Genomic DNA, 19739 nt, shown 5'->3' on the forward strand with positions numbered 1-19739 from the left:
GAAGGTTTGGCCAATTGTTTGACAAAATAGCATTAATTTTCTTCACCCAATTGTTGTAGAAGTTTAGCATTGTTGTAAAAGTTTGGCGATAAGAGCTGTCCATCCTGTTTGGTGATTTGCTCCATGCCCTTCTCCTGTATCCCCATGGAAAAATTCAAAAAAGAGAAAAAGATTCTGCCAATCCTCTTCGTGATTAAAGGGGCTATTTTTTTGGTAGATAGGTCGCGTTCCATCAGCACGTTTTAAAAATAAAGAGATAAGGCGATTAGAAAGTTGTTTAGAAATTTCTCCTAGGTTCATGAGATTTCCCGATCCAGTCGGAAATTCGACTTTAAGTGAATCTCCATAGTAGTGATAGAATTTTTGTAATGATTCAATTAAAAGATAATTAATAGGAAACCAGATGGGGCCTCTCCAGTTGGAGTTACCTCCGGCAATAAGGCGAAATTCTGCCTCTCCGGGATGATAACTAATAAAGTGTTCTTGATTCCAAATTTTTAATGAGTAGGGGTGCTTTTCATGATATTTAGAAAGAGAGCGAATCCCATATTCCGATAAAAACTCGTTTTCATCAAATAAATAGCCCAGAGTTTGAACAAGACGTTCTTTATCTAAAATAGATAAAAGGTGTCTCGCTCCTGTACTCGTTTCTTCTACTGAAGCTAGTGTACTTGTATAGTCCGGCCTTTCTTTCAAGAACCATTCTAATCGCTGTTTGTAAATGGGTAAAGCATCCAGAATTCGACGGTCAATCGTTTCAACAGCTAAAATGGGTAATAAACCAACTAATGATCGAATACGCAAAGGAATGACATCATTACTTGTGTGAAGAGCATCATAGAAAAAACCATCTTCATTACACCATAGCGAATATCCCTTTTGCTCGGGTTTGATCATGGCACTGGCGATACGTAAGAAGTGTTCAAAAAACTTTGTGGCAGAATCTTGATAAACGGGATTTGTTCTGGCCAGCTCGATAGAAATTTTCATCATTAAAATGCAGTAAAAACTCATCCAAGCTGTTCCATCCGCTTGATCAATGCGAGCATCATTAAGAGGGGAGCTTCTGTCAAAAATACTGATGTTATCTAAACCTAGAAAGCCTCCTTGAAAAACATTATTTCCTTTTTCATCTTTTTGATTAACCCACCAGGTAAAATTAAGCAAAAGTTTATGAAAAATGGCTTCTAGAAAATTTCGATCAGGTTTTCCTGTTTGTTTCCCGTCAATTTTATAAATCCTCCAGGCTGCCCAAGCGAGAACGGGAGGATTGACATCGCTAAAGTTCCATTCGTAAGCGGGAAGTTGACCATTCGGATGCATATACCATTCTCTTGTCATAAGAATAAGCTGACGTTTGGCAAAGTCTGGATCAATCAATACCAGTGAGATACAATGAAATCCAAGATCCCAACTGGCATACCACGGATATTCCCATTTGTCGGGCATTGAAATAACATCAAAGTTGACAAGATGAATCCAACCTTGATTACGGTCATTTTGACGCTCCAGAGGAATTTGCTTATCTCCTCTTAACCATTGTTCAATATCATAATAATAGAGTTGCTTGGACCATAAAAGTCCCGCAAAGGCCTGTCTTTGTAAATTTTTTGCATCTTTATCTAAGGCTTGATTTTGAACTTGTTCATAAAAAAGATCCGCTTCATGTTTTCTTAATGAAAAGATCTCATTAAATCCTTCAAATGGGTGTTTAAGGAAATTTTTACATAAACGGAGGTGAAAAATTTCTGTATGTTTGGCAGGGAGGATCGATTTATATAATGCAGCGCCTTTGGAACCTTTTTTAGCAGGATTTACTGCTGTTTTGTCTTGATGGACTAAATAACGGTCAAAAGCATCTTTCACATAAGGTGTTGGATTGGGTTTTCCCATTAAACGTTCAAAGTTTGTATCATTTTCTGTGAAAATCCAATCGGGATTGTCTTGAGCATAAAGATAATAGGTGCGTAAAGCAGGATGTTCGATTTTAATAAACGAACGATTGCCTTCTTGTTCTTGAAATAAAAAAGGCTTCGTCGGTATATCTTCCATGGGACCTTCGGGGTATCCCCAACTCCACGTATTTCGAAACCAAACAGTCGGTAATAAGTAAAGAGGAGCAGCTTCAGACGCTTGATTAGTAATCGATAGACGAATAAGAATATCTTCATGCCCTGCTTTTGCATATTCTATCTGGACATCGAAATAGCATTTATCTTGAAAGATGCCTGTATCGATTAGTTCATATTCGGGATCACGAGAAGAGCGCCTTTGATTTTCTTGAATAAGCTGTTCGTACGGGTAAGCTTGATGTGGATATTTATAGAGCATTTTCATATAACTATGAGTCGGAGTATTATCTAGGTAAAAATAATACTCTTTGACATCTTCACCATGATTGCCTTCTTGAGGATTTAAGCCAAAAAAACGTTCTTTAATAATCGGATCTTTTCCATTCCACAAAGCAACTGCAAAACAAACGTATTGATGCCGATCCGAAATTCCTCCAATTCCATCTTCATTCCAACGGTAGGCTCGCATTCTAGCATGGTCATGAGGGAAATAATTCCACGCATTTCCGGTTTCACTATAATCTTCACGCACAGTTCCCCAAGCACGATCACTTAAGTAAGGCCCCCATTTTTTCCAATTCGAATGACGTTGATGATGCTCTAGTAAACGTTGGTGTTCTGGAGATGAAGTCATAAATATCTGAAGCAAAAGCTTAATTTAAATTTAAATTTTTTTGAGTACATATTGTCTTACTTGACTCATAACATTTATTGGAATTTATCAAATCAACATTGCGTAAATTATTTATTAAAAATTAATTTGTTTTTATTTTTTGACCAAATTTCTTCAAATTATTTTTTGAAATTCATAAAATTTTTAGAATTTTTTTAAGAATCATTTTTTTTAAAAAGGAAAATTTAAGTATTTTTAGTTTCAACTAACAACTGCCCAATCAATTAATTAGGTCTTAGAAAATATCGCTGCCATTTTTCTTTTAGTAGGAGGGAGTTGGGATTATGAATATCACGCTAACAAACATATTTGAAAGCACAGATAAAATTGAAATTAGGCGGCCGTAGGTACAAATGAAAAGCATATCCTGTCTCAAGTTTCTAATAGAAAATTTATTATTGGCATTGGCGGGAGGCTCTGCTTGCTATATTTGTGGGGTTTCTTATTTTATCAATCAATTTTTACGTTTATTTAGTCATAAAAATTTAATTTGCGATGAGTGTTATTTTTTTGAATCAGCCTTAAGCTTAAAATTCATGAATTTTCTACTCTAAAAATTCGGTACTGAATTAATATCGTCTGCAACAAAAAGCGCTCAATAGCATTCACTATCGGTAGAAATTGTTAAGGGAGAAATATGAAAGGAATTGTTCTAGCCGGAGGAAGTGGCACAAGACTGCATCCATTAACATTGGGAGTGACTAAACAGCTACTGCCAGTTTACAACAAACCGATGATTTATTATCCCCTTTCAGTTTTATTATTAGCCGAAATAAAAGATATCTTGATCATTTCCACTCCAGAAGATATGCCTGTTTTTAAACGACTGCTTGGGGATGGATCTCACTTAGGTGTTCGTTTTACCTATGAGATGCAGCCAAAACCAAACGGTCTCGCCGAAGCTTTTATTATTGGTAAAGATTTTATTGGAAAGGATTCTGTTTGTCTGGTGCTGGGAGATAATATTTTTTATGGGAGCCATTTGAGCAATCTTTTAAAAAGTGCCAAAGAGAAAAAAGAGGGGGCTACTTTATTTGGCTATGAGGTAAAAGATCCTGAAAGATATGGTGTCGTTGAATTTGATGGGCAGGGTAAAATTTTGTCGATCGAAGAAAAGCCTAAAATTCCGAAATCTTCTATTGCTGTGACAGGTCTTTATTTTTATGATAATCAAGTCGTAGACATAGCTCATGGCTTAAAACCCTCTGCACGAGGAGAATTAGAAATCACAGATGTCAACCAAGAGTATTTAAATAGAGATCAAGCATGTGTTCATGTGATGGGAAGAGGATACACTTGGTTAGATGCAGGGACTTATGAAAGCCTTATGCAAGCAAGTCAGTTTGTTCAGGTGATTGAGCAAAGACAAGGACACTGCATTGCTTCTTTAGAAGAAATTGCTTACAATCAAAAATTTATTTCTCAAGCCCAGTTAAAATTGTTGGGTGAAAAACTCGGGAAAAGCTTGTACGGACGTTATTTAATGGAAATTGCAGAAAAAGGACCTTACTATGGAAATCATTGATTTGCAACTTAAAGGGTTAAAATTGGTGAAGCCTAACGTATTTAAAGATAATAGAGGTTTTTTTCTAGAAAGTTTTCAGCAACCCCTCTATCAAAAAATGGGGATTCAAGAGACTTTTTTACAAGATAATCATTCTTTTTCTCAAAAAGGGTGCATTCGTGGAATGCATTTCCAATCTTTTCCAGGTCAGGCAAAACTTGTGAGAGTGGCTGTGGGAAAAATTTATGATGTGGCTGTTGATATTCGTCCTGAATCTCCTACATTTGGACAGTGGGAAGGGATTATTTTAGATGATAAAAAACACCATCAACTTTTTATTCCAGTGGGATTTGCGCATGGATTTTGCGTTTTGAGTCAAGAAGCCCATGTAATGTATAAAGTGAGCACTCCCTATGATCCTCTCTATGAAAAAGGTTTTCGTTGGAATGATTCACAATTAAATATTCAATGGCCTATAGAGCAACCAATAGTTTCTGAAAGAGATAAACAATCTCCTTCCTTTCGTGAAAGCATGCTTCAATTAACTGAGATTAGAAAATGAAAAAGATTTGGGTATGTGGCGCATCGGGTATGCTTGGTTCTCATTTCAAACGTTTATTAAACAAACGGCAACTGTCTTTTGTTGCCAATGATGATAAAAAAATTGATATTACCAATTTAGAAGCCGTTTTAGATTTTGTAAGAACAGAACAAATCACTCATATCATCAATTGTGCGGCTTACACAAAAGTTGATAAAGCTGAAACAGATCTCAAACAAGCTTATCTCGTCAATGCCTGTGGACCACACCATCTTGGAATTGCAGCTCGGCACCAGAATGCGCATGTCATTCATTTCTCGACTGATTATGTGTTTGATGGAAAAGAGAACTTGCCTTATACCGAAGAACATGCTTGCGCTCCCATTGGAGCTTATGGGATAAGTAAATTAGCTGGAGAAATCAAACTCTTAGATGAATTTGATCGCTCTTGTGTCATTCGCACATCTTGGTTATTTGGCTTACCAGGCAAAAATTTTGTTGAAACAATGTTAAGATTGATGAATGAAAAAGCACAGATCAAGATTGTTTGCGATCAGATGGGAAGACCGACTTATGCGCAAGATTTAGCTGAAGTTGCTTTACAATTTTTGGATAAGTCGGGAATTTATCACTTTGCTAACTCTTCTGAAACTAACTGGTATGAGTTTGCTAAAGAGATTTATAGACAAGGAAAGGAATTTCAATTGATTCAAAGGGATTGTCAAATAGAACCTATTATGACTCATGAATATCCGACACAGGCCAAACGACCTGCTTATTCTACTTTAAATACTCAAAAAATAGAGTCTGTGCTTAGATGGAAACCACGTCCCTGGCAAGAGGCATTAAAAGATTATTTGACGATATATAAAAATTTCCAAGATAGGCAACAGGTGAGCTAATTATGCAACCAAGAAAAGTTCAAAATATTCTCGTGACTGGAGGAGCAGGTTTTATTGGATCAGCTTTTATTCGTTATTTACTTGCCCCTGAAACTGAATTTAAAGGAACTTGTATCAATTTTGATGCTTTAACATATGCGGGAAATCTAGAAAATTTAGCTTCCCTTTCAAGCGATCCTCGTTATATTTTCGAACAAGGCAATATCTGTAATGAAGCATTTATTGAACATGTCTGTCAAGAGCATGCAATTGATACAATTATTCACTTTGCGGCAGAAAGTCATGTAGATCGTAGTATTTTAGGGCCAAAAGTGTTTATTGAAACAAATATTTTAGGTACTTTTTCTTTATTAGAAGTGGTGAGAAAAAATCCTCACATTCATTTTCACCACGTTTCAACAGATGAAGTATATGGAACATTAGGGGCAGAAGGTTATTTTACAGAAGAAACAGCTTATCGACCTAACTCTCCTTACTCGGCTTCGAAGGCTTCATCTGACCATCTTGTTCGCGCTTATCATCATACCTATCATTTATCCACTTGCATTTCTAATTGTAGTAACAATTATGGACCTTATCATTTCCCTGAAAAATTGATTCCAGTCATGATTTTGAACTGTTTGGATCGTAAACCCTTACCTGTCTATGGACAGGGAGTTAATGTGCGTGATTGGTTGTATGTAGAAGACCACGCTAAGGCTCTTTACTTATTGCTTCAAAAAGGAAGAAGTGGGGAAACTTACAATATTGGTGGAGAAGCAGAATGGCGAAATATTGATTTGATACATGAAATCATCAGACAAATTGCAATTACTCAGCAAATAGAAGTTTCTGAACTTGAAAAGCTCATCACTTATGTTAAAGATCGGCCTGGCCATGATTTGCGTTATGCTATTGATTGTTCTAAAATCAAAAATGAGTTTGGCTGGTCTCCTTCCCTCCGTTTTGAAGAAGGTCTCCATAAGACTATTCAATGGTACATACAAAATGAACAATGGGTAAAAAATATCCAAACGGGTAGTTATCGAAGATGGATAGAGCTTAATTACGCCGATCGTTAAATGAAGAGACTTTTTTTCGAAAGAGATCCCATTAATCCATGGCGACTTGCTGAGTTTTATTTGTGGTATTTTTTTTGCATAACCAAATTAAAGGAATGCAGGCCAAGAACACCCATCCTGTTAGCCAAAAGACATCATTAACAGCTAATAAATACGATTGAGCGGACAATAAATCTTCCAGAATAAGATTGGATTCAGGTTGACTTAAGCTAAGTGATTGTTTTAAATTTTCGTAAAATTCCCATGTTAAAGGGTCATAGATTGTCGTTGCTTCTGTTAAACGGCTATGGTGAAAAATTTCTCTACGATCCCATAAAGTAACATACAAAGCCGTTCCGAATCCTCCTCCAGCAATTAATCGAATAAAATTAAAGATTCCTGAGGCGCCCGCTAATTCGTGATTAGGAATGGGAGACAATGAAATTGTTACAAGAGGGATAAAAAAGAAGCTGAGACCGATTCCTTGAAAAAAGCGAGGAAGCATCAATTTAAATAAACTGACAGAAGGGGTCAATTCACTAAACCAAAAGAATGTTAGTCCAAAACTGATAAAACTAAATGTTGTCATGATTCTTGGATCAAATCGACTAACACTTTTTCCGATTGTAGAAGATAAAAATAGAGGAATTATTCCAATTGGCATAACAGCAAATCCTGCCCAAAAAGCCGTGTAACCCATTTCTGTTTCTAACCAAAGGGGAAGTAAGACAGCGCTTCCAAAAAACATGAGAAATCCTATCGCTCCCAAAATTGTTCCAATTGTAAAGTTACGATGTCTAAAATAAGAAAAATTCATGACTGGATGTTTCGCATAATAGTTCCATGGAATAAAAATTGTAAAAGCGATTACGCAAGTCACGATAAGGACACGAATAGTCAAAGAGTTTAACCAGTCTAATTCTTGCCCTTTATCTAAAAAAACTTGCAATGAGCTAATGCCAATGGTTAAAAGTAAAAGACCAGTCAGGTCAAGAGGAACTTTAGATTTTCCTTCGTGAGGAGGATCTTGAATTAAAAGACCTGTCATCCAAGCCGATAAAAAACCAATGGGAATGTTAATATAAAAAATCCAGGGCCAACCATAATTATCTGTAATATATCCTCCTACAATTGGTCCTAAAATAGGGGCTACAATAACGATCATCGACCAAAAGCCAAGTGCGACTCCTTTTTTTTCTTCCGGATAATTTGTTAACAATAAAGCTTGTGATAAAGGAATTAAAGCTCCAGCAGATGCTCCCTGTAATGTTCGAAAAAGAATAAGTACATTCAAATCCCAAGCCAAACCACAAAGCCATGAAGTAATTGAAAAAAGGCTAGTGGACCAAATGAATAAACGAACCCGTCCAAAACGAGCTGCTAACCAACCTGTGATAGCTAAAACGATTCCGTTGCTAATGGCAAATGAAGTAATTACCCATGTTCCTTGGTTAGGGCTAACTGCTAAATCACCGGCAATGTGAGAAATTGATACGTTAGCAATTGAACTGTCTAAAACCTGAATAAATGTTCCAAGACCTAATGCAAGTGTTAAAATAATTAATGCCGCTGGGCTTAAAGTTTTAACTGGCATATCAAGATTTGTGGTTTAAATTAGCTTGAATAATACTATCAATAAGTTCTTGAGCAGGCTGCATAGGAATTTCATAAACAGAAGTTGTAAGTATGGGGTTGTAAACAGGATTGGAGGCTAATCGATCGCCTAGTTGATTTTTCGTGTCGACAACAACATAGGTGGATAGACCTAAAAACAGGGGGAATTGTCTAAGTTCGTTAGAATCAAGAGAAATTCTAACTGGAACACGTTGAACAATTTTGATCCAGTTTCCAGTAGCATTTTGAGGAGGTATTAAAGAAAAAACACTTCCAGTTCCAGCTAATACTCCTAATACTTTACCATGATAAAGCACGGAAGAACCATACATGTCACTTTTAACAGTGACGGGTTGTCCTATTCGAATATCACGCAATTCTGTTTCTTTGAAATTGGCATCTATCCAAATTTGATCGAGAGGAATAATACTCAATAGAGAGCGTGTTGTTGAGACCCATTCTCCTACTTGTATTTTTCTTTGAGAAATAAAACCTGAGACGGGAGCTAAAATTTTGCATCGCTTTAAATTGACATAGGTTTGCTTCAGTGCAATTTCTTTATTCTGAATATTGGGATGATTCTCCAATGATGTTGAGCCTATAGCAGCAATGGCGCTATTTAATTCATGTTTTGATAAGTTCGTTGCAGCTTGTGCAACAGTTAAATTAGCTTGTGCATGATTGAGATCTTCAATCGAAATAGCTTCAGTATTTCTTAAGGAATTACGACTTTCAAAATCTTCTTGGGCTCGTTTTAAATCGGCTTGTTTTAATTCAAGAGCGGCTTTTTTTTGTTGGACAGTTTCATAAAGTTGTTGAACTTCCCTGACAGCTAAAGCTAGCTCAACTTGAGCTTGTTCAAAAGCTAATTGATAGAGTGTTGGATCAAGTTCTATCAGTAGCTGGCCTTGTTTTACAAAATCTGTATTATCTGCATAAATAGCTGTAATGGTTCCTTGTTCAGGAGACATCAAATTAACAATGTTACCATTGACATAAGCATCATCTGTCGATTCATGAAAACGGATGAACAAATACCAATAAATAGTTGTTAGAATAGTTAATAATAAAAAAACAAAAAAAATCTTTAATAAAACTTTATTTCTTTTTTTCTTATTGAGAAGATCTAGATTAAGAGAAGAAAAATCTTGATTAGTAGTTGTAGGTTCTTTTTCAGTCATGTTTTTATTATCTTATATCTTCTTAAGAAAGGGGTAAAATTTCTAAATAAATTTGTAGCTGACTAATGTTCAAATTAGGATGTTTAGGATTTTGAGAGCTAATTGGTTCAATACACACAAATGATGCGTCTTTAGGATGATAAAGTTGCCAACAATTTTCTTCACAAACAGATTGATAACGTGTTTTTAAAGAATAAGTATCTGTTTCTAATAAAATTTCTCCCATTAAAGGGTCTGGGAAAGGCCTAAAAGTAAAATCTGCTTCTTCTTTTAAATCAAAAACTAATTGTTGTTTCAAATCAAATGACCAAAATGAGGGAATCGATTGAAGGCAATCTTCTATTCTCACTTTATCTTGCACAAAACTAGTTATTTTCCCTCGATGGTTGGGAAGAGAGTAGTAATAGTGAATACCTACAAGGGAATTTGTATCACTAATAATAGAAAGTTGTAGAGAAAGTCCAGTCGTCGTTAAATCAGCTTGTAATTCAAACTTAAAATTCTGTCCTTCTAATGTGGAAAGAAGAACCCCATTCCAGAGATCTTTTCCTGTTAGCAGGCCATTTAATTGAGTTTGAGTAAATGTCGTTTGCCAAGGAGCATAACGAGCAATACCATGTGAAAATGGGTCTTGAGTCCCTTTTGCCTTGACTCTACCAATGTGGGGAAAAAGTGTTTCATCTGCAATTTTAGGAAGGCTTTCTGCTCGTCGGCGATGAAAGTGTGGACCAATTAATGCTCCTAAACCAGCAAATCGCTCTTCAAAAAGATTCCAAGTCGATTGTTCAATGACTTCAATATTTCCTCTTTTGAAGCTGATGAGATTTAGTCCATGGTCAGGAGCAAAAGTAGCCTCTAGTTTTTCTCCGTCTTCAGTTCGATTTTCTAGTTTAATTATATTCATGGAGCAAACAACTATCGGTTAGATTCTTTTAAATGTGCATCATGAATAAGAAATCTTTTTTAACAAAGTAAAAATTTAATTTTTATATAAAATTACTCGACGGTCAAGCCAAAGTAAGTAAAAGATAAGGACCCACAAAATGAGAGTGTAAAAAATTTTTTTGAAAGGAAAATTTTTTTCCAAAGTAGAGAAATTAGGAGCTGAAGAATCAAACCAAACTTGTAAATTAGCATTTGCTAGCCTATCAATAGCTTCTTTTGCTGCGAATGGATTGAGATAATGTTGTTGAAAAGAAGTGTAACCTGAAATTCTTTCTCCTTTGTAGGTGAATTGATAAAATCCTTTGGGAACAAATGTTTCATCATTAACTTTTTTTATTGACCATTTAATTTCGTTTGCTGGAAGGGAGCAGTTCAAGCGCTGATAATGATAGAAATCTAAAATAGCATTAATTGTGTAAAAAAACGTAACGATAATGATAAGACTAAAAAATGCAATCCAAATAGGGTTACGGTGTAAAATCATTTGGGAATCAATCGGTAAAATTCTTCGGGAATCGGGGATTCAATACGAATGATTTTTCTACTGATGGGATGTTTAAAAGCTAATAAATGAGCATGTAGACAGAGTCTTTTTAAGGGGTTGGTATGAGCTCCATATTTTTTATCACCAACAACTGGATGTCCAGCAGATTGACAATGAACGCGAATTTGATTTTTTCGTCCTGTTTCTAAAGTAAGTTCAACTAAAGAATATTTTTTTAATGTTTTCAAAGTTCGGTAGTGGGTAATGGCTAGACGACCATAGGTTTCATCTTCGGTTTCATGAACGAAATATTGGCTATCTTCATAAAGATAGCTTTTCCAAGTTCCCGAAGGGGAAAGTAATTGACCTTCTACAATAGCTGTATAAGAGCGGCTAATATCATGAACTTCAAATAAATCTTTCAACCCATTACAAGTCTTTTCGTTGAAAGCAAAAACCATGACACCTGAAGTATCTTGATCTAAACGATGAACAACAAAGACTTTTCTAGGTTTATAATGAGCTTTTAACAAAGCGTGAGTAGTTTCACCCTTTTCGAAAGCTGTTGCTACACTTAAGAGTCCTGACGGTTTATAAATGATGGCCAAATCAGCATCTTCGTAGAGAATTTGAATGCCACTCCCGACGATTTTTTTTCTTTGGTTTAGGCTTATGACTTGTCCTTCTAAAACTTCAAAATGATTATTTTTTACAACAATTCCATCCACTTCAATTCGACCTTCTTTGATCCAAGAACGAAGAGTGTTTTTAGAACTTTGCGGAGAAAGAAGTGCTAAAGCTTCAAAAATCGGGAGATTGGTCTGACAAGTTAATTTCATAAATTCTTTAAATTTTTAGGTTAGTAAGGGCATCATTTTGCTAGGAATGAAACTTTTTTCCAAGATAATTGTATTTTAAGTTTCGACTATTTTATTTGCTTTATCGTTTCTATTTGGAGAAAACAGATGAAATAAGGTAATGAATTAAAAAAAATATTTTAATAAGTATTGGATGCAAATAAAATAAGCTTGATTTTGATATTGTTTTGCAGCAACAGGGGAACGTTGACTAATAACAACCGACTAAAAGAAGAATAGCTTTAATTCTGAGTGCAGGAGGAATGAATTGCGATCTAAAAAATGATTTAGCTTGGGATTAATTCAATAAAAATGGCGAAAAGAAAGCTAAAGGGTTAACTAAGACATCTCTCGATGTTTCTGTGGCATTATTAACTCCTTATAAAGGCAGTTATTATATTTGGCCAATAAATTTTAAACTGGCAACTCTGGAATAAATTAAGTAATCTTTGACGAATTAAGTTGCATTTCCTATAATTAAATCCTCCAAATGAAAAGTTATTAACCCTTAGAGGAAAAATGGCAAAACAAGAAGTAGCAGCAAAGAAAGTAAAGCGGCCAACAGCGCTTAAGCGCGATTTGCAAAACAAGAAAAAGCGCCTTAACAACAAAATTTACAAATCACGTGTTCGAACAGCTGTACGTTCTTTTCAAGAGTCTTTAGTAAAAGGTGATGAAACTTTATCTAAAGCTAAACTAGATGAAGTGTATAGTATCTTAGACAAATGCGCGAAAAAAGGTGTTTTTAAGTTAAATAAAGTTAGCCGCACAAAATCTCGTTTAGCCGCTCGTGCTGCCGCTAAAGCGTAAGTTGCTGATTACTGATAACCGAAAACTTTAGACCTTAAAATATAAAATCTCTTGTATAACTTAATTTGGATAAAGTTGATGTTAAACAAGAGATTTTGTGTATTTATAGATTTTAAATTTATCTACAAAACAAGCTTGTGATGATGATTCGTTTATATACATGTATTTTTGTATTTCTTTTAAATATTTTAGGGTCTGAGGAGCTTAAACCAGATTTAACAATCATGGTTCCCATGAGAGATGGAGTATCTCTTCCCACAGATCTTTATTTGCCAACTCCAGAAGCTCGAAATCTTCCTTGCATTTTGATTAGAAGCCCTGCTGGTCGCGATTCGACATGGAAAAGTTTCGCCTCAATGGCAAAAGCAGGATATGTGATTGCAATTCAAGATACGCGTAGTGTATTAGATCTTGAAGGAAAAACATTTCCTTTTTTGTCAGATGGATGGGGAAAATTGCAAGATGGATATGATGCGGTAGAATGGCTGGCTAAAAGTCCCTATACGAATGGAAAAATTGGAACATGGGGTTCTTCAGCTGTAGGAATCACGCAACTACTCCTGGCTCCCACTCAACCTCCGCATTTGGTTTGCCAATACATTATTGTAGCTGCAGCGAGTTTATATCATCATGGACTTTTTCCTGGAGGACTTTTGCTCAAGCATCAAGCTGAAAGTTGGCTTGGTTATTACGCTCGTGACACTGGTGTTCTTAATTACGTTTCTCAACGGCCTTTCTATAACGAGTTTTGGAAACAATTAAATACCTCTGAAATGGCCCATCGAGTGAAAATCCCCGGAATGTTAGTCGCAGGTTGGTATGATACTTTCTTACAAGGAACTTTAGATGCATTTGAAGCAAGACAACGAGAAGGTGAAGAAGGGGCTAAAGGAAAACAAAAATTAATTATTGGCCCTTGGACACACTTTTGGCCTTTATCTAATCATTTCGGTGATTTTAAAATCCCTGTTGCAGGGGAAAATCCTCCTATGGATATTTCTCCAAAACGTTGGTTTGATCATTATTTAAAGGGAGAAGTAAATGAAGTTGAATCTCTACCGCCCGTCCTTTATTATGTGATGGGGCCATTTGATGGATCAACTTCAAGCGGAAATATTTGGCGTACATCTGAGGTATGGCCTGTACCCACTGTGGCTACAGCTTTTTATTTAACTTCTCAACACACACTTCAACAAACTCCTCCCTCTCTAGGCCTTTTAGCTTATACGTATGACCCAACTAACCCTATTCCCACTAGAGGTGGGCGTAATTTATTTTTAGAATCAGGTCCTGTAGATCAACAAAATATTGAAAAAAGAAAGGATATCCTTGTATTTACAACACATCCTCTGAAGGAAGATCTAGAAATAACGGGAAAGTTATCGGCAAAATTGTTTGTTACCTCAGATCAACAAGACTCAGACATTGTTGTTCATCTTACAGACGTTTATCCGGATGGTAAAAGTGTTTTGATTTCAGAAGGGGGTATACGTTTAGGAGTATTTTGTTATCAAAATGATTCAAAAATTGACTTAAAGCCAGACCAACCAGTTGAAGTAGATCTCGACTTATGGTCCACAAGTTTAGTTTTTGCGAAAGGACATTCAATTCGAATTTCTATTAGTAGTTCTAACTATCCGCGCTACGAAAAAAATCTTAATGTGGGATTAATTGGCAGCCAGAGAGGAGAATTTAAATCTGCACACAATACCATTTATATGGGAGAAAAATACCCTTCACAACTTATTTTGCCTGTTGTTCGTAAGGGAGAAACTTGGTTGACAAGAGAGCAACCATCTGTCAAGCCTATGGAAAATTCCTTATGAAAGTCGTAATTTTAGCAGCAGGAAAAGGAAGTCGATTAGATCATTCGGAAGGACATGATCCTAAAGCTTTAACTCGTTTAATCAATCGTCAAACAATTTTAGAGTATCAATTAAATGCTTTAAAAACCTATATTTCATTAGATCAAGTTTTCATTGTCGTTGGTTATCAGAAAGAAAAGATCATGGATATTTTTCCTGAACTTCTGTATGTTTATAATCCTGACTTCGAGCAAGAAAACACAGCTAAGAGTCTTGCAAGAGCCCTTAAAAAAATTGATGAAGACGTTTTATGGATAAATGGAGATGTTATTTTTTATCCTTCTATCCTAAAAACTCTTCTGGATTTTGATCAAACAGCCATGATTGTGAATCGTACGAAAGTAGCGGAGGAAGAAGTTAAGTATCGGACTCATAAAAACGGCCAGATTATAGAAATTTCTAAAACAGTTGAATTTCCTGAAGGGGAAGCTCTTGGCATTAATTTTTACAAAAAAAGAGACTTAAATTTGTTAAAAGAGTCTCTAAATATTTGTGAAAATCAAGATTATTTTGAAAAGGCTATTGAGAAATGTATAAAGAAAGGACAAGTTGTTCAACCCGTCTTAATTGAAATCAATCAATGTGCAGAAATAGATTTCCCCGAAGATCTAGTTAAGGTTAATCAACTTTTGCAAGCTTGGCAAAATTTTTAAAATCTTCGTTTTTATTTAAGGATTAAATCGTGTCTCGCTTTCGTCGTCAAAAACGAATTGATTTTAATCATTATGATATTCCGACTAAAGCTAATCGAATTTTGAATTGTATTTTGATAGCGATGATTTTGATTATCATTAGAGTTTGGAATTTAGCTGTCATTCAATATGATCAAAAGTTGGAAGAGTCTCAAAAGCCGCAACGAAAAGTTGTCATTGAACCTGCAACGCGAGCAACTATACGAGATCGATTCAACCTTCCTCTTGCTCTTAACCGCCCACAGTATCAAGCCACTATTCTTTATTCTCAATTAAAAGATATTCCATCTTTTGAATGGCAAAAAAATGCACAAGGAAAAAGAGTCAAGATTTTCAAAAGAAAAATATATATTCGTGATTTAGCTCAATTACTAGCTTCTGAATTAAATTTAGATGCTGAACGCATTGAAGATTTGATTCACTCTAAAGCTTCTTATTATGCACAAGTTCCTTTTGTCATCAAAGAGCAAATAAGCGAATCGGAATTTTATCGCCTTAAAATGTTAGAAAAGGATTGGCCTGGGATACATACTCGTTTGTTATCTAAGCGATACTATCCTAAAGGAAGAGTAGGGGCTGATATTATTGGATATATGGGAGCGATTAATAAACAAGAATATGAAAAAATTTTTCACGAAATTAAAGGATTACAAACTTTTATTCGTGAACGGGAAGAAGGGATAGAAACCGAGTTACCCTTGGGTATTTCAAGCTCTTTTCATGCTCGAAAAAGACTTAAAGATTTAGAAGAAAAAGCCTATACGATTCATGATTATATTGGTAAAACTGGAATAGAAGGTATTTATGAAGAGGATCTTAGAGGTTTTTATGGCAAACGGAACTACTATTCTGATTCAAGAGGAAATTTTTTGTGGGAACTCCCAGGTTCAAGAACCCCTTTGTCGGGTCACAGAATACTTTTAACGATTTCTGCTGAATTGCAAGAGTATGCCGAACAATTACTTGCACAAAATGAAGAATTAAGGTTAGTACGTAAGTCAGCTTTAGGACCTGTAAAAAAAACAGTAATTGCACAAAAAGAGCCTTGGATAAAGGGAGGAGCTATTGTGGCAATGCAACCTTATTCTGGGGATATTATCGCATTGGCTTCTTACCCTCGTTTTGATCCTAATGATTTTATTTCATTTGGAAAAGGAGGTGATTTTAAGCAAAAAAAAGAAAACATTAATCGTTGGTTTGAAAATGACGTATATTTAGCTGATCTTTGGAATCAAACTTTACCGTTGCAAAGAGAGCGTTATGATCAATTGACGCAAACATTTTATGATGAAAAAAAAATATTAACTTGGCAAACGTACCTAGATTTTATTCTTCCAGCAAAGAGTCTGTTAAGATCTAAAATGGACCATATGCAAACCATTGGCCAAGCGATTCAACTCCAAAGATCAGTCGAAGCTTTGCGTGCTCTTTATCCTGACTGGAATCTTTATACTTTATTTAACTGTCTTTATGCAGATGAAAATCATGAAGCTTTTAAGCCTATTTTAAAGTTATCTGAAAAGCAAAAATTGTTAATTGATTTTCAAAAACATCAGGATGAAGCTGCGCTCATTAAAAAAGATTTAGATCCCTATTTAGAAGAGCTTTCACAAAATTATGATAAAGTTTTGTTTATAGATTTATGTCGGCTTGCTTTAGATGAAACTCGTTTTTCAGAAGATCTTTTAAGGGAAGTTAAAGATCAATCGCTAGCCAATTTTCGAGATTGGACGGGAAGCTTTGTCAAAATTCAGTCAGTTGTCAAAGAAATGACAAAAGAATTATTTCATGATATCGATTTTAAAGATTGGCGTATCCACGAAGAAAAATCTTTTTTAAAACAGAAGCGGCTAGAGGAGAAGTCGGCAAAAATTTATCCAAAGCCTTATTTAGATTATTTAGATCAAGAAGAAAATAAACTTTTTCAGAATTTTTGGTTAACCTATCAGTGGGATTTAATCGAAGCTTTTTTAAATGGAAAACAAATTTTAACAGAAAATACGCATTTAATGATTTATCTTGACCATTTCCGAAAATGGCATCAAGAGTTAATCCAAGGGGCTCATCAAGCTGTTGAATGGAAAAAAGAATTTGACCATTTGCAAAAATTGCCTAACTTAGCATCGGATAATTTTGTTAGTTATTTACAAACAATGCGTTCATATGACGAGCTTAAACGTCCTCTATTTGGTAAATATCGGTATTTAAGAAACCAAAAAGAGCTATTAGAAAAGCATTTAGCAATGGCTTTTTATCCAGTTTATGGATTTGGATATGCTCGTTCTCATGCTTATCGACAAGCAACAATTCAAGGATCATTATTTAAACTAGTGACAGCTTATGCGGCGTTAACTCAACGTTACCAAAAACTAGATAAAAAAGTTGTGACATTTCATGATTTAAATCCTTTAACAATGATCGATGAGATTTTTCATATTGGAAATACCCGTTATATTGGTTATACAGATGAGGGGAAGCCTATTCCACAATTGTATAAAGGAGGACGGCTACCGCGAAGTTTAGCACATCGGCATACAGGCAAGTTAGACCTTATCAAAGCTTTAGAAGTTTCTAGCAATCCTTATTTTTCTCTTTTAGCGGCAGAACATCTAGATCATCCCACCGATTTGGCTGATGCAGCACGTCTTTTTTCTTTTGGAAGTCGTACTGGAATTGAATTATCTGCTGAAATTTCAGGCAAGGTTCCGACTGACCTGGAATCAAATCGAACTGGTTTATACGCTATGGCAATAGGCCAACACTCTCTTGTTGTAACTCCTTTGCAAACGGCTGTGATGTTAGCTGCTATTGCAAATGGAGGAAAGATTTTGAAACCTAAAATTGTGCATTTGACTGCAGGTAGAGAACCTTTGCGAGGAAATGATCAAATTTCATGCCCTCCCCATTTTCTTTATCAGAATAGTTTTGCTTTAGTGGGATTGGATTTTCCTCTTTTTACAGCAATTTCTAATCAAAATCAGGAAAGTTTAGTAAAAATTATTGCCACTGAAGTTAAACGAGAAATTTTTATGCCTGAAATTGTTAGACAGATGCTTTTAAAAGGATTAAAAGCCGCTGCTATGAAATCTCACCAAGACAATCTTTCTAGTTTGACAAGAATTTACAAACAGCATCCTGAAGCTATTCGACAATTTACTGAAATGAAAGACCAACTTCTTGGAAAAACAAGTACTTCTGAATCTGTAGAAAATATTGATTTAGATTTAGCAGAAGGAACAAACATTTATACGCATGTTTGGTTTGGCAGTATAGCCTTTGACCAAGGGAAAAGTGAAAAACATAAAAATGTTTTTATTTTTAAAGATGAGTTCGGTCAACCAGAACTTGTTATTGTCGTCTATTTACGCTATGGGGGATATGGGAAAGAAGCGGCTCCTTTAGCTGCTCAAATGATTAAAAAATGGCGGGAACTTAAGCTGAAATATCAGAATTAAACTTAAGTTAATGATAAGAATTTGAAAAAAGCCTGTTGCATAAAAATAATTAAATAGGAATAATATTGCTCATTCCACGCGCCTGTAGTTCAATGGTAGAACAGTAGCCTTCCAAGCTACGAGTGTCAGTTCGATTCTGATCAGGCGCTATAGATTCGTACCAAACCGGTATTATAATCTTTATGAGCTTCGATCGAGGCCATATTTATCAATAAAAACATGTTTAACCAAGACCGAAATCTTGCGTATCAGCAAGATGCCGTCGTCAACATAAAGGGACAAGGCTTGGCTCAGAATAAAAACCAAACACTACCTATTTCCATTAAAGATTTGCTAGAAGCAGGGGCCCATTTTGGTCACCAAACTAGCCGTTGGAATCCGAAAATGAAGCGTTTCATTTTCGAAGAACGCAATGGTCTTTACATCATAGATCTTGCAAAAACATTACAACAAATCCGTAATGCAGTAGACATTGTAAGAGATGTTGTTGCTAAGCATAAATCTATTTTATTTGTCGGAACAAAAAAACAAGCAAAAGCTGTTTTACGTGAATTATCTGAACAATGTGGTGAGTTTTACGTTTGCGAAAGATGGTTAGGTGGAATGCTTACGAACCTTTCAACTATTCGCCAATCTGTTAAAAAACTAGAGCGTATTGAAAAAAGAATTTCTACTGGCGGCGAAGGTTTAACTAAAAAAGAAATTTCTTTGTTAACGAAAGATCAAATTAAATTGGAAAAAAACTTATCCGGTGTACGATCTATGCGTAAACCACCTGGATTAGTCATTGTTGTTGATCCAAGTAAAGAACATTTAGCGGTAGCAGAAGCTAATAAATTGGGTATTCCTGTCATGGGATTAGTCGATACAAATTGTGACCCAGATCCAATCGAACATGTTATTGCTTGTAATGATGATGCTTTAAAAAGCATTAAGTTGATTCTTGAAACATTAGCAAAAGCTATTATTGATAAGAAAAATGATATTAAAGTTTATGCTAGTAAAGAAGAACAAACTGAAGAAGCCGAAGAAGAAACTTTATCTTCTAAGTATCGTGAACAAGATTTTCAAGAAGCTAAGAGTGGTGCAAGAGGAGAAAAATAA

The 19739-nt window shown here is 35.3% G+C and carries 15 protein-coding genes and 1 tRNA gene; 10 read left to right on the plus strand and 6 right to left on the minus strand.

Annotated elements, in window-relative coordinates; genetic code table 11:
• Nucleotides 1–63 precede the first annotated feature (63 nt).
• A complete protein-coding gene (locus tag PC_RS00585; RefSeq protein ID WP_044044660.1) occupies nucleotides 64–2706 on the minus strand; it encodes an MGH1-like glycoside hydrolase domain-containing protein in 2643 nt (880 codons plus the stop codon).
• 676 nt (nucleotides 2707–3382) lie between these two features.
• Between PC_RS00585 and rfbA the strand changes: the two genes are divergently transcribed.
• Genes rfbA through rfbB form a run of 4 tightly spaced genes read left to right on the plus strand, consistent with a single transcriptional unit; the run spans nucleotide 3383 to nucleotide 6753 of the window.
• Nucleotides 3383–4270 carry a glucose-1-phosphate thymidylyltransferase RfbA gene (rfbA, locus tag PC_RS00595; protein WP_011174673.1) on the plus strand — a complete coding sequence of 296 codons (888 nt, stop codon included), beginning with the start codon at nucleotides 3383–3385 and terminating at the stop codon, nucleotides 4268–4270.
• Nucleotides 4257–4811 (plus strand): dTDP-4-dehydrorhamnose 3,5-epimerase, encoded by a 555-nt coding sequence (gene rfbC, locus PC_RS00600; RefSeq protein ID WP_011174674.1) that lies wholly within the window; start codon nucleotides 4257–4259, stop codon nucleotides 4809–4811. Before rfbA ends, rfbC begins: the two co-directional genes overlap by 14 nt.
• On the plus strand, nucleotides 4808–5692 hold the full coding sequence (gene rfbD, locus PC_RS00605) for a dTDP-4-dehydrorhamnose reductase (RefSeq protein ID WP_011174675.1): 885 nt from the start codon (nucleotides 4808–4810) through the stop codon (nucleotides 5690–5692). Before rfbC ends, rfbD begins: the two co-directional genes overlap by 4 nt.
• Before the next feature lie 2 nt (nucleotides 5693–5694).
• Complete coding sequence (gene rfbB / locus PC_RS00610; protein ID WP_011174676.1) at nucleotides 5695–6753, plus strand: dTDP-glucose 4,6-dehydratase; 1059 nt, start codon at nucleotides 5695–5697, stop codon at nucleotides 6751–6753.
• Nucleotides 6754–6784: 31 nt separating this feature from the next.
• On the opposite strand, the gene PC_RS00615 is transcribed toward rfbB, so the two are convergent.
• The 5 genes from PC_RS00615 to PC_RS00635 all read right to left on the minus strand — a co-directional run bounded on the left by PC_RS00615 (nucleotide 6785) and on the right by PC_RS00635 (nucleotide 11795).
• Nucleotides 6785–8326, minus strand: coding sequence for a DHA2 family efflux MFS transporter permease subunit (locus PC_RS00615; protein WP_011174677.1), 1542 nt, complete (start codon nucleotides 8324–8326; stop codon nucleotides 6785–6787).
• Between the two features lies 1 nt (nucleotide 8327).
• A complete protein-coding gene (locus PC_RS00620) occupies nucleotides 8328–9527 on the minus strand; it encodes an HlyD/EmrA/EmrK family protein (RefSeq protein WP_011174678.1) in 1200 nt (399 codons plus the stop codon).
• Nucleotides 9528–9549: 22 nt separating this feature from the next.
• Nucleotides 9550–10431 carry an aldose epimerase family protein gene (locus PC_RS00625; RefSeq protein WP_011174679.1) on the minus strand — a complete coding sequence of 294 codons (882 nt, stop codon included), beginning with the start codon at nucleotides 10429–10431 and terminating at the stop codon, nucleotides 9550–9552.
• Nucleotides 10432–10506: 75 nt separating this feature from the next.
• Nucleotides 10507–10956, minus strand: a complete 450-nt coding sequence (locus PC_RS00630) for a hypothetical protein (RefSeq protein ID WP_011174680.1) — start codon at nucleotides 10954–10956, stop codon at nucleotides 10507–10509.
• The gene (locus PC_RS00635) at nucleotides 10953–11795 is read right to left on the minus strand and encodes an RluA family pseudouridine synthase (RefSeq protein ID WP_039356000.1); all 843 of its coding nucleotides are present in this window, start codon (nucleotides 11793–11795) and stop codon (nucleotides 10953–10955) included. Before PC_RS00635 ends, PC_RS00630 begins: the two co-directional genes overlap by 4 nt.
• A 537-nt stretch (nucleotides 11796–12332) precedes the next feature.
• Between PC_RS00635 and rpsT the strand changes: the two genes are divergently transcribed.
• The 6 genes from rpsT to rpsB all read left to right on the plus strand — a co-directional run bounded on the left by rpsT (nucleotide 12333) and on the right by rpsB (nucleotide 19739).
• A complete protein-coding gene (gene rpsT, locus PC_RS00640; RefSeq protein ID WP_011174682.1) occupies nucleotides 12333–12623 on the plus strand; it encodes a 30S ribosomal protein S20 in 291 nt (96 codons plus the stop codon).
• Nucleotides 12624–12763: 140 nt separating this feature from the next.
• Nucleotides 12764–14449 carry a CocE/NonD family hydrolase gene (locus tag PC_RS00645; RefSeq protein WP_011174683.1) on the plus strand — a complete coding sequence of 562 codons (1686 nt, stop codon included), beginning with the start codon at nucleotides 12764–12766 and terminating at the stop codon, nucleotides 14447–14449.
• Nucleotides 14446–15141 (plus strand): phosphocholine cytidylyltransferase family protein, encoded by a 696-nt coding sequence (locus PC_RS00650; RefSeq protein ID WP_044044664.1) that lies wholly within the window; start codon nucleotides 14446–14448, stop codon nucleotides 15139–15141. Before PC_RS00645 ends, PC_RS00650 begins: the two co-directional genes overlap by 4 nt.
• 29 nt (nucleotides 15142–15170) lie before the next feature.
• A complete protein-coding gene (locus PC_RS00655) occupies nucleotides 15171–18635 on the plus strand; it encodes a penicillin-binding transpeptidase domain-containing protein (RefSeq protein ID WP_011174685.1) in 3465 nt (1154 codons plus the stop codon).
• 78 nt (nucleotides 18636–18713) lie between these two features.
• Nucleotides 18714–18784: transfer RNA gene (locus PC_RS00660), tRNA-Gly, on the plus strand.
• A gap of 136 nt (nucleotides 18785–18920) precedes the next feature.
• The gene (gene rpsB / locus PC_RS00665) at nucleotides 18921–19739 is read left to right on the plus strand and encodes a 30S ribosomal protein S2 (RefSeq protein ID WP_011174686.1); all 819 of its coding nucleotides are present in this window, start codon (nucleotides 18921–18923) and stop codon (nucleotides 19737–19739) included.

Origin of the sequence: Candidatus Protochlamydia amoebophila UWE25 (assembly GCF_000011565.2) — a bacterium.
In the GTDB taxonomy this organism is placed as follows: Bacteria; Chlamydiota; Chlamydiia; order Chlamydiales; family Parachlamydiaceae; genus Protochlamydia; species Protochlamydia amoebophila.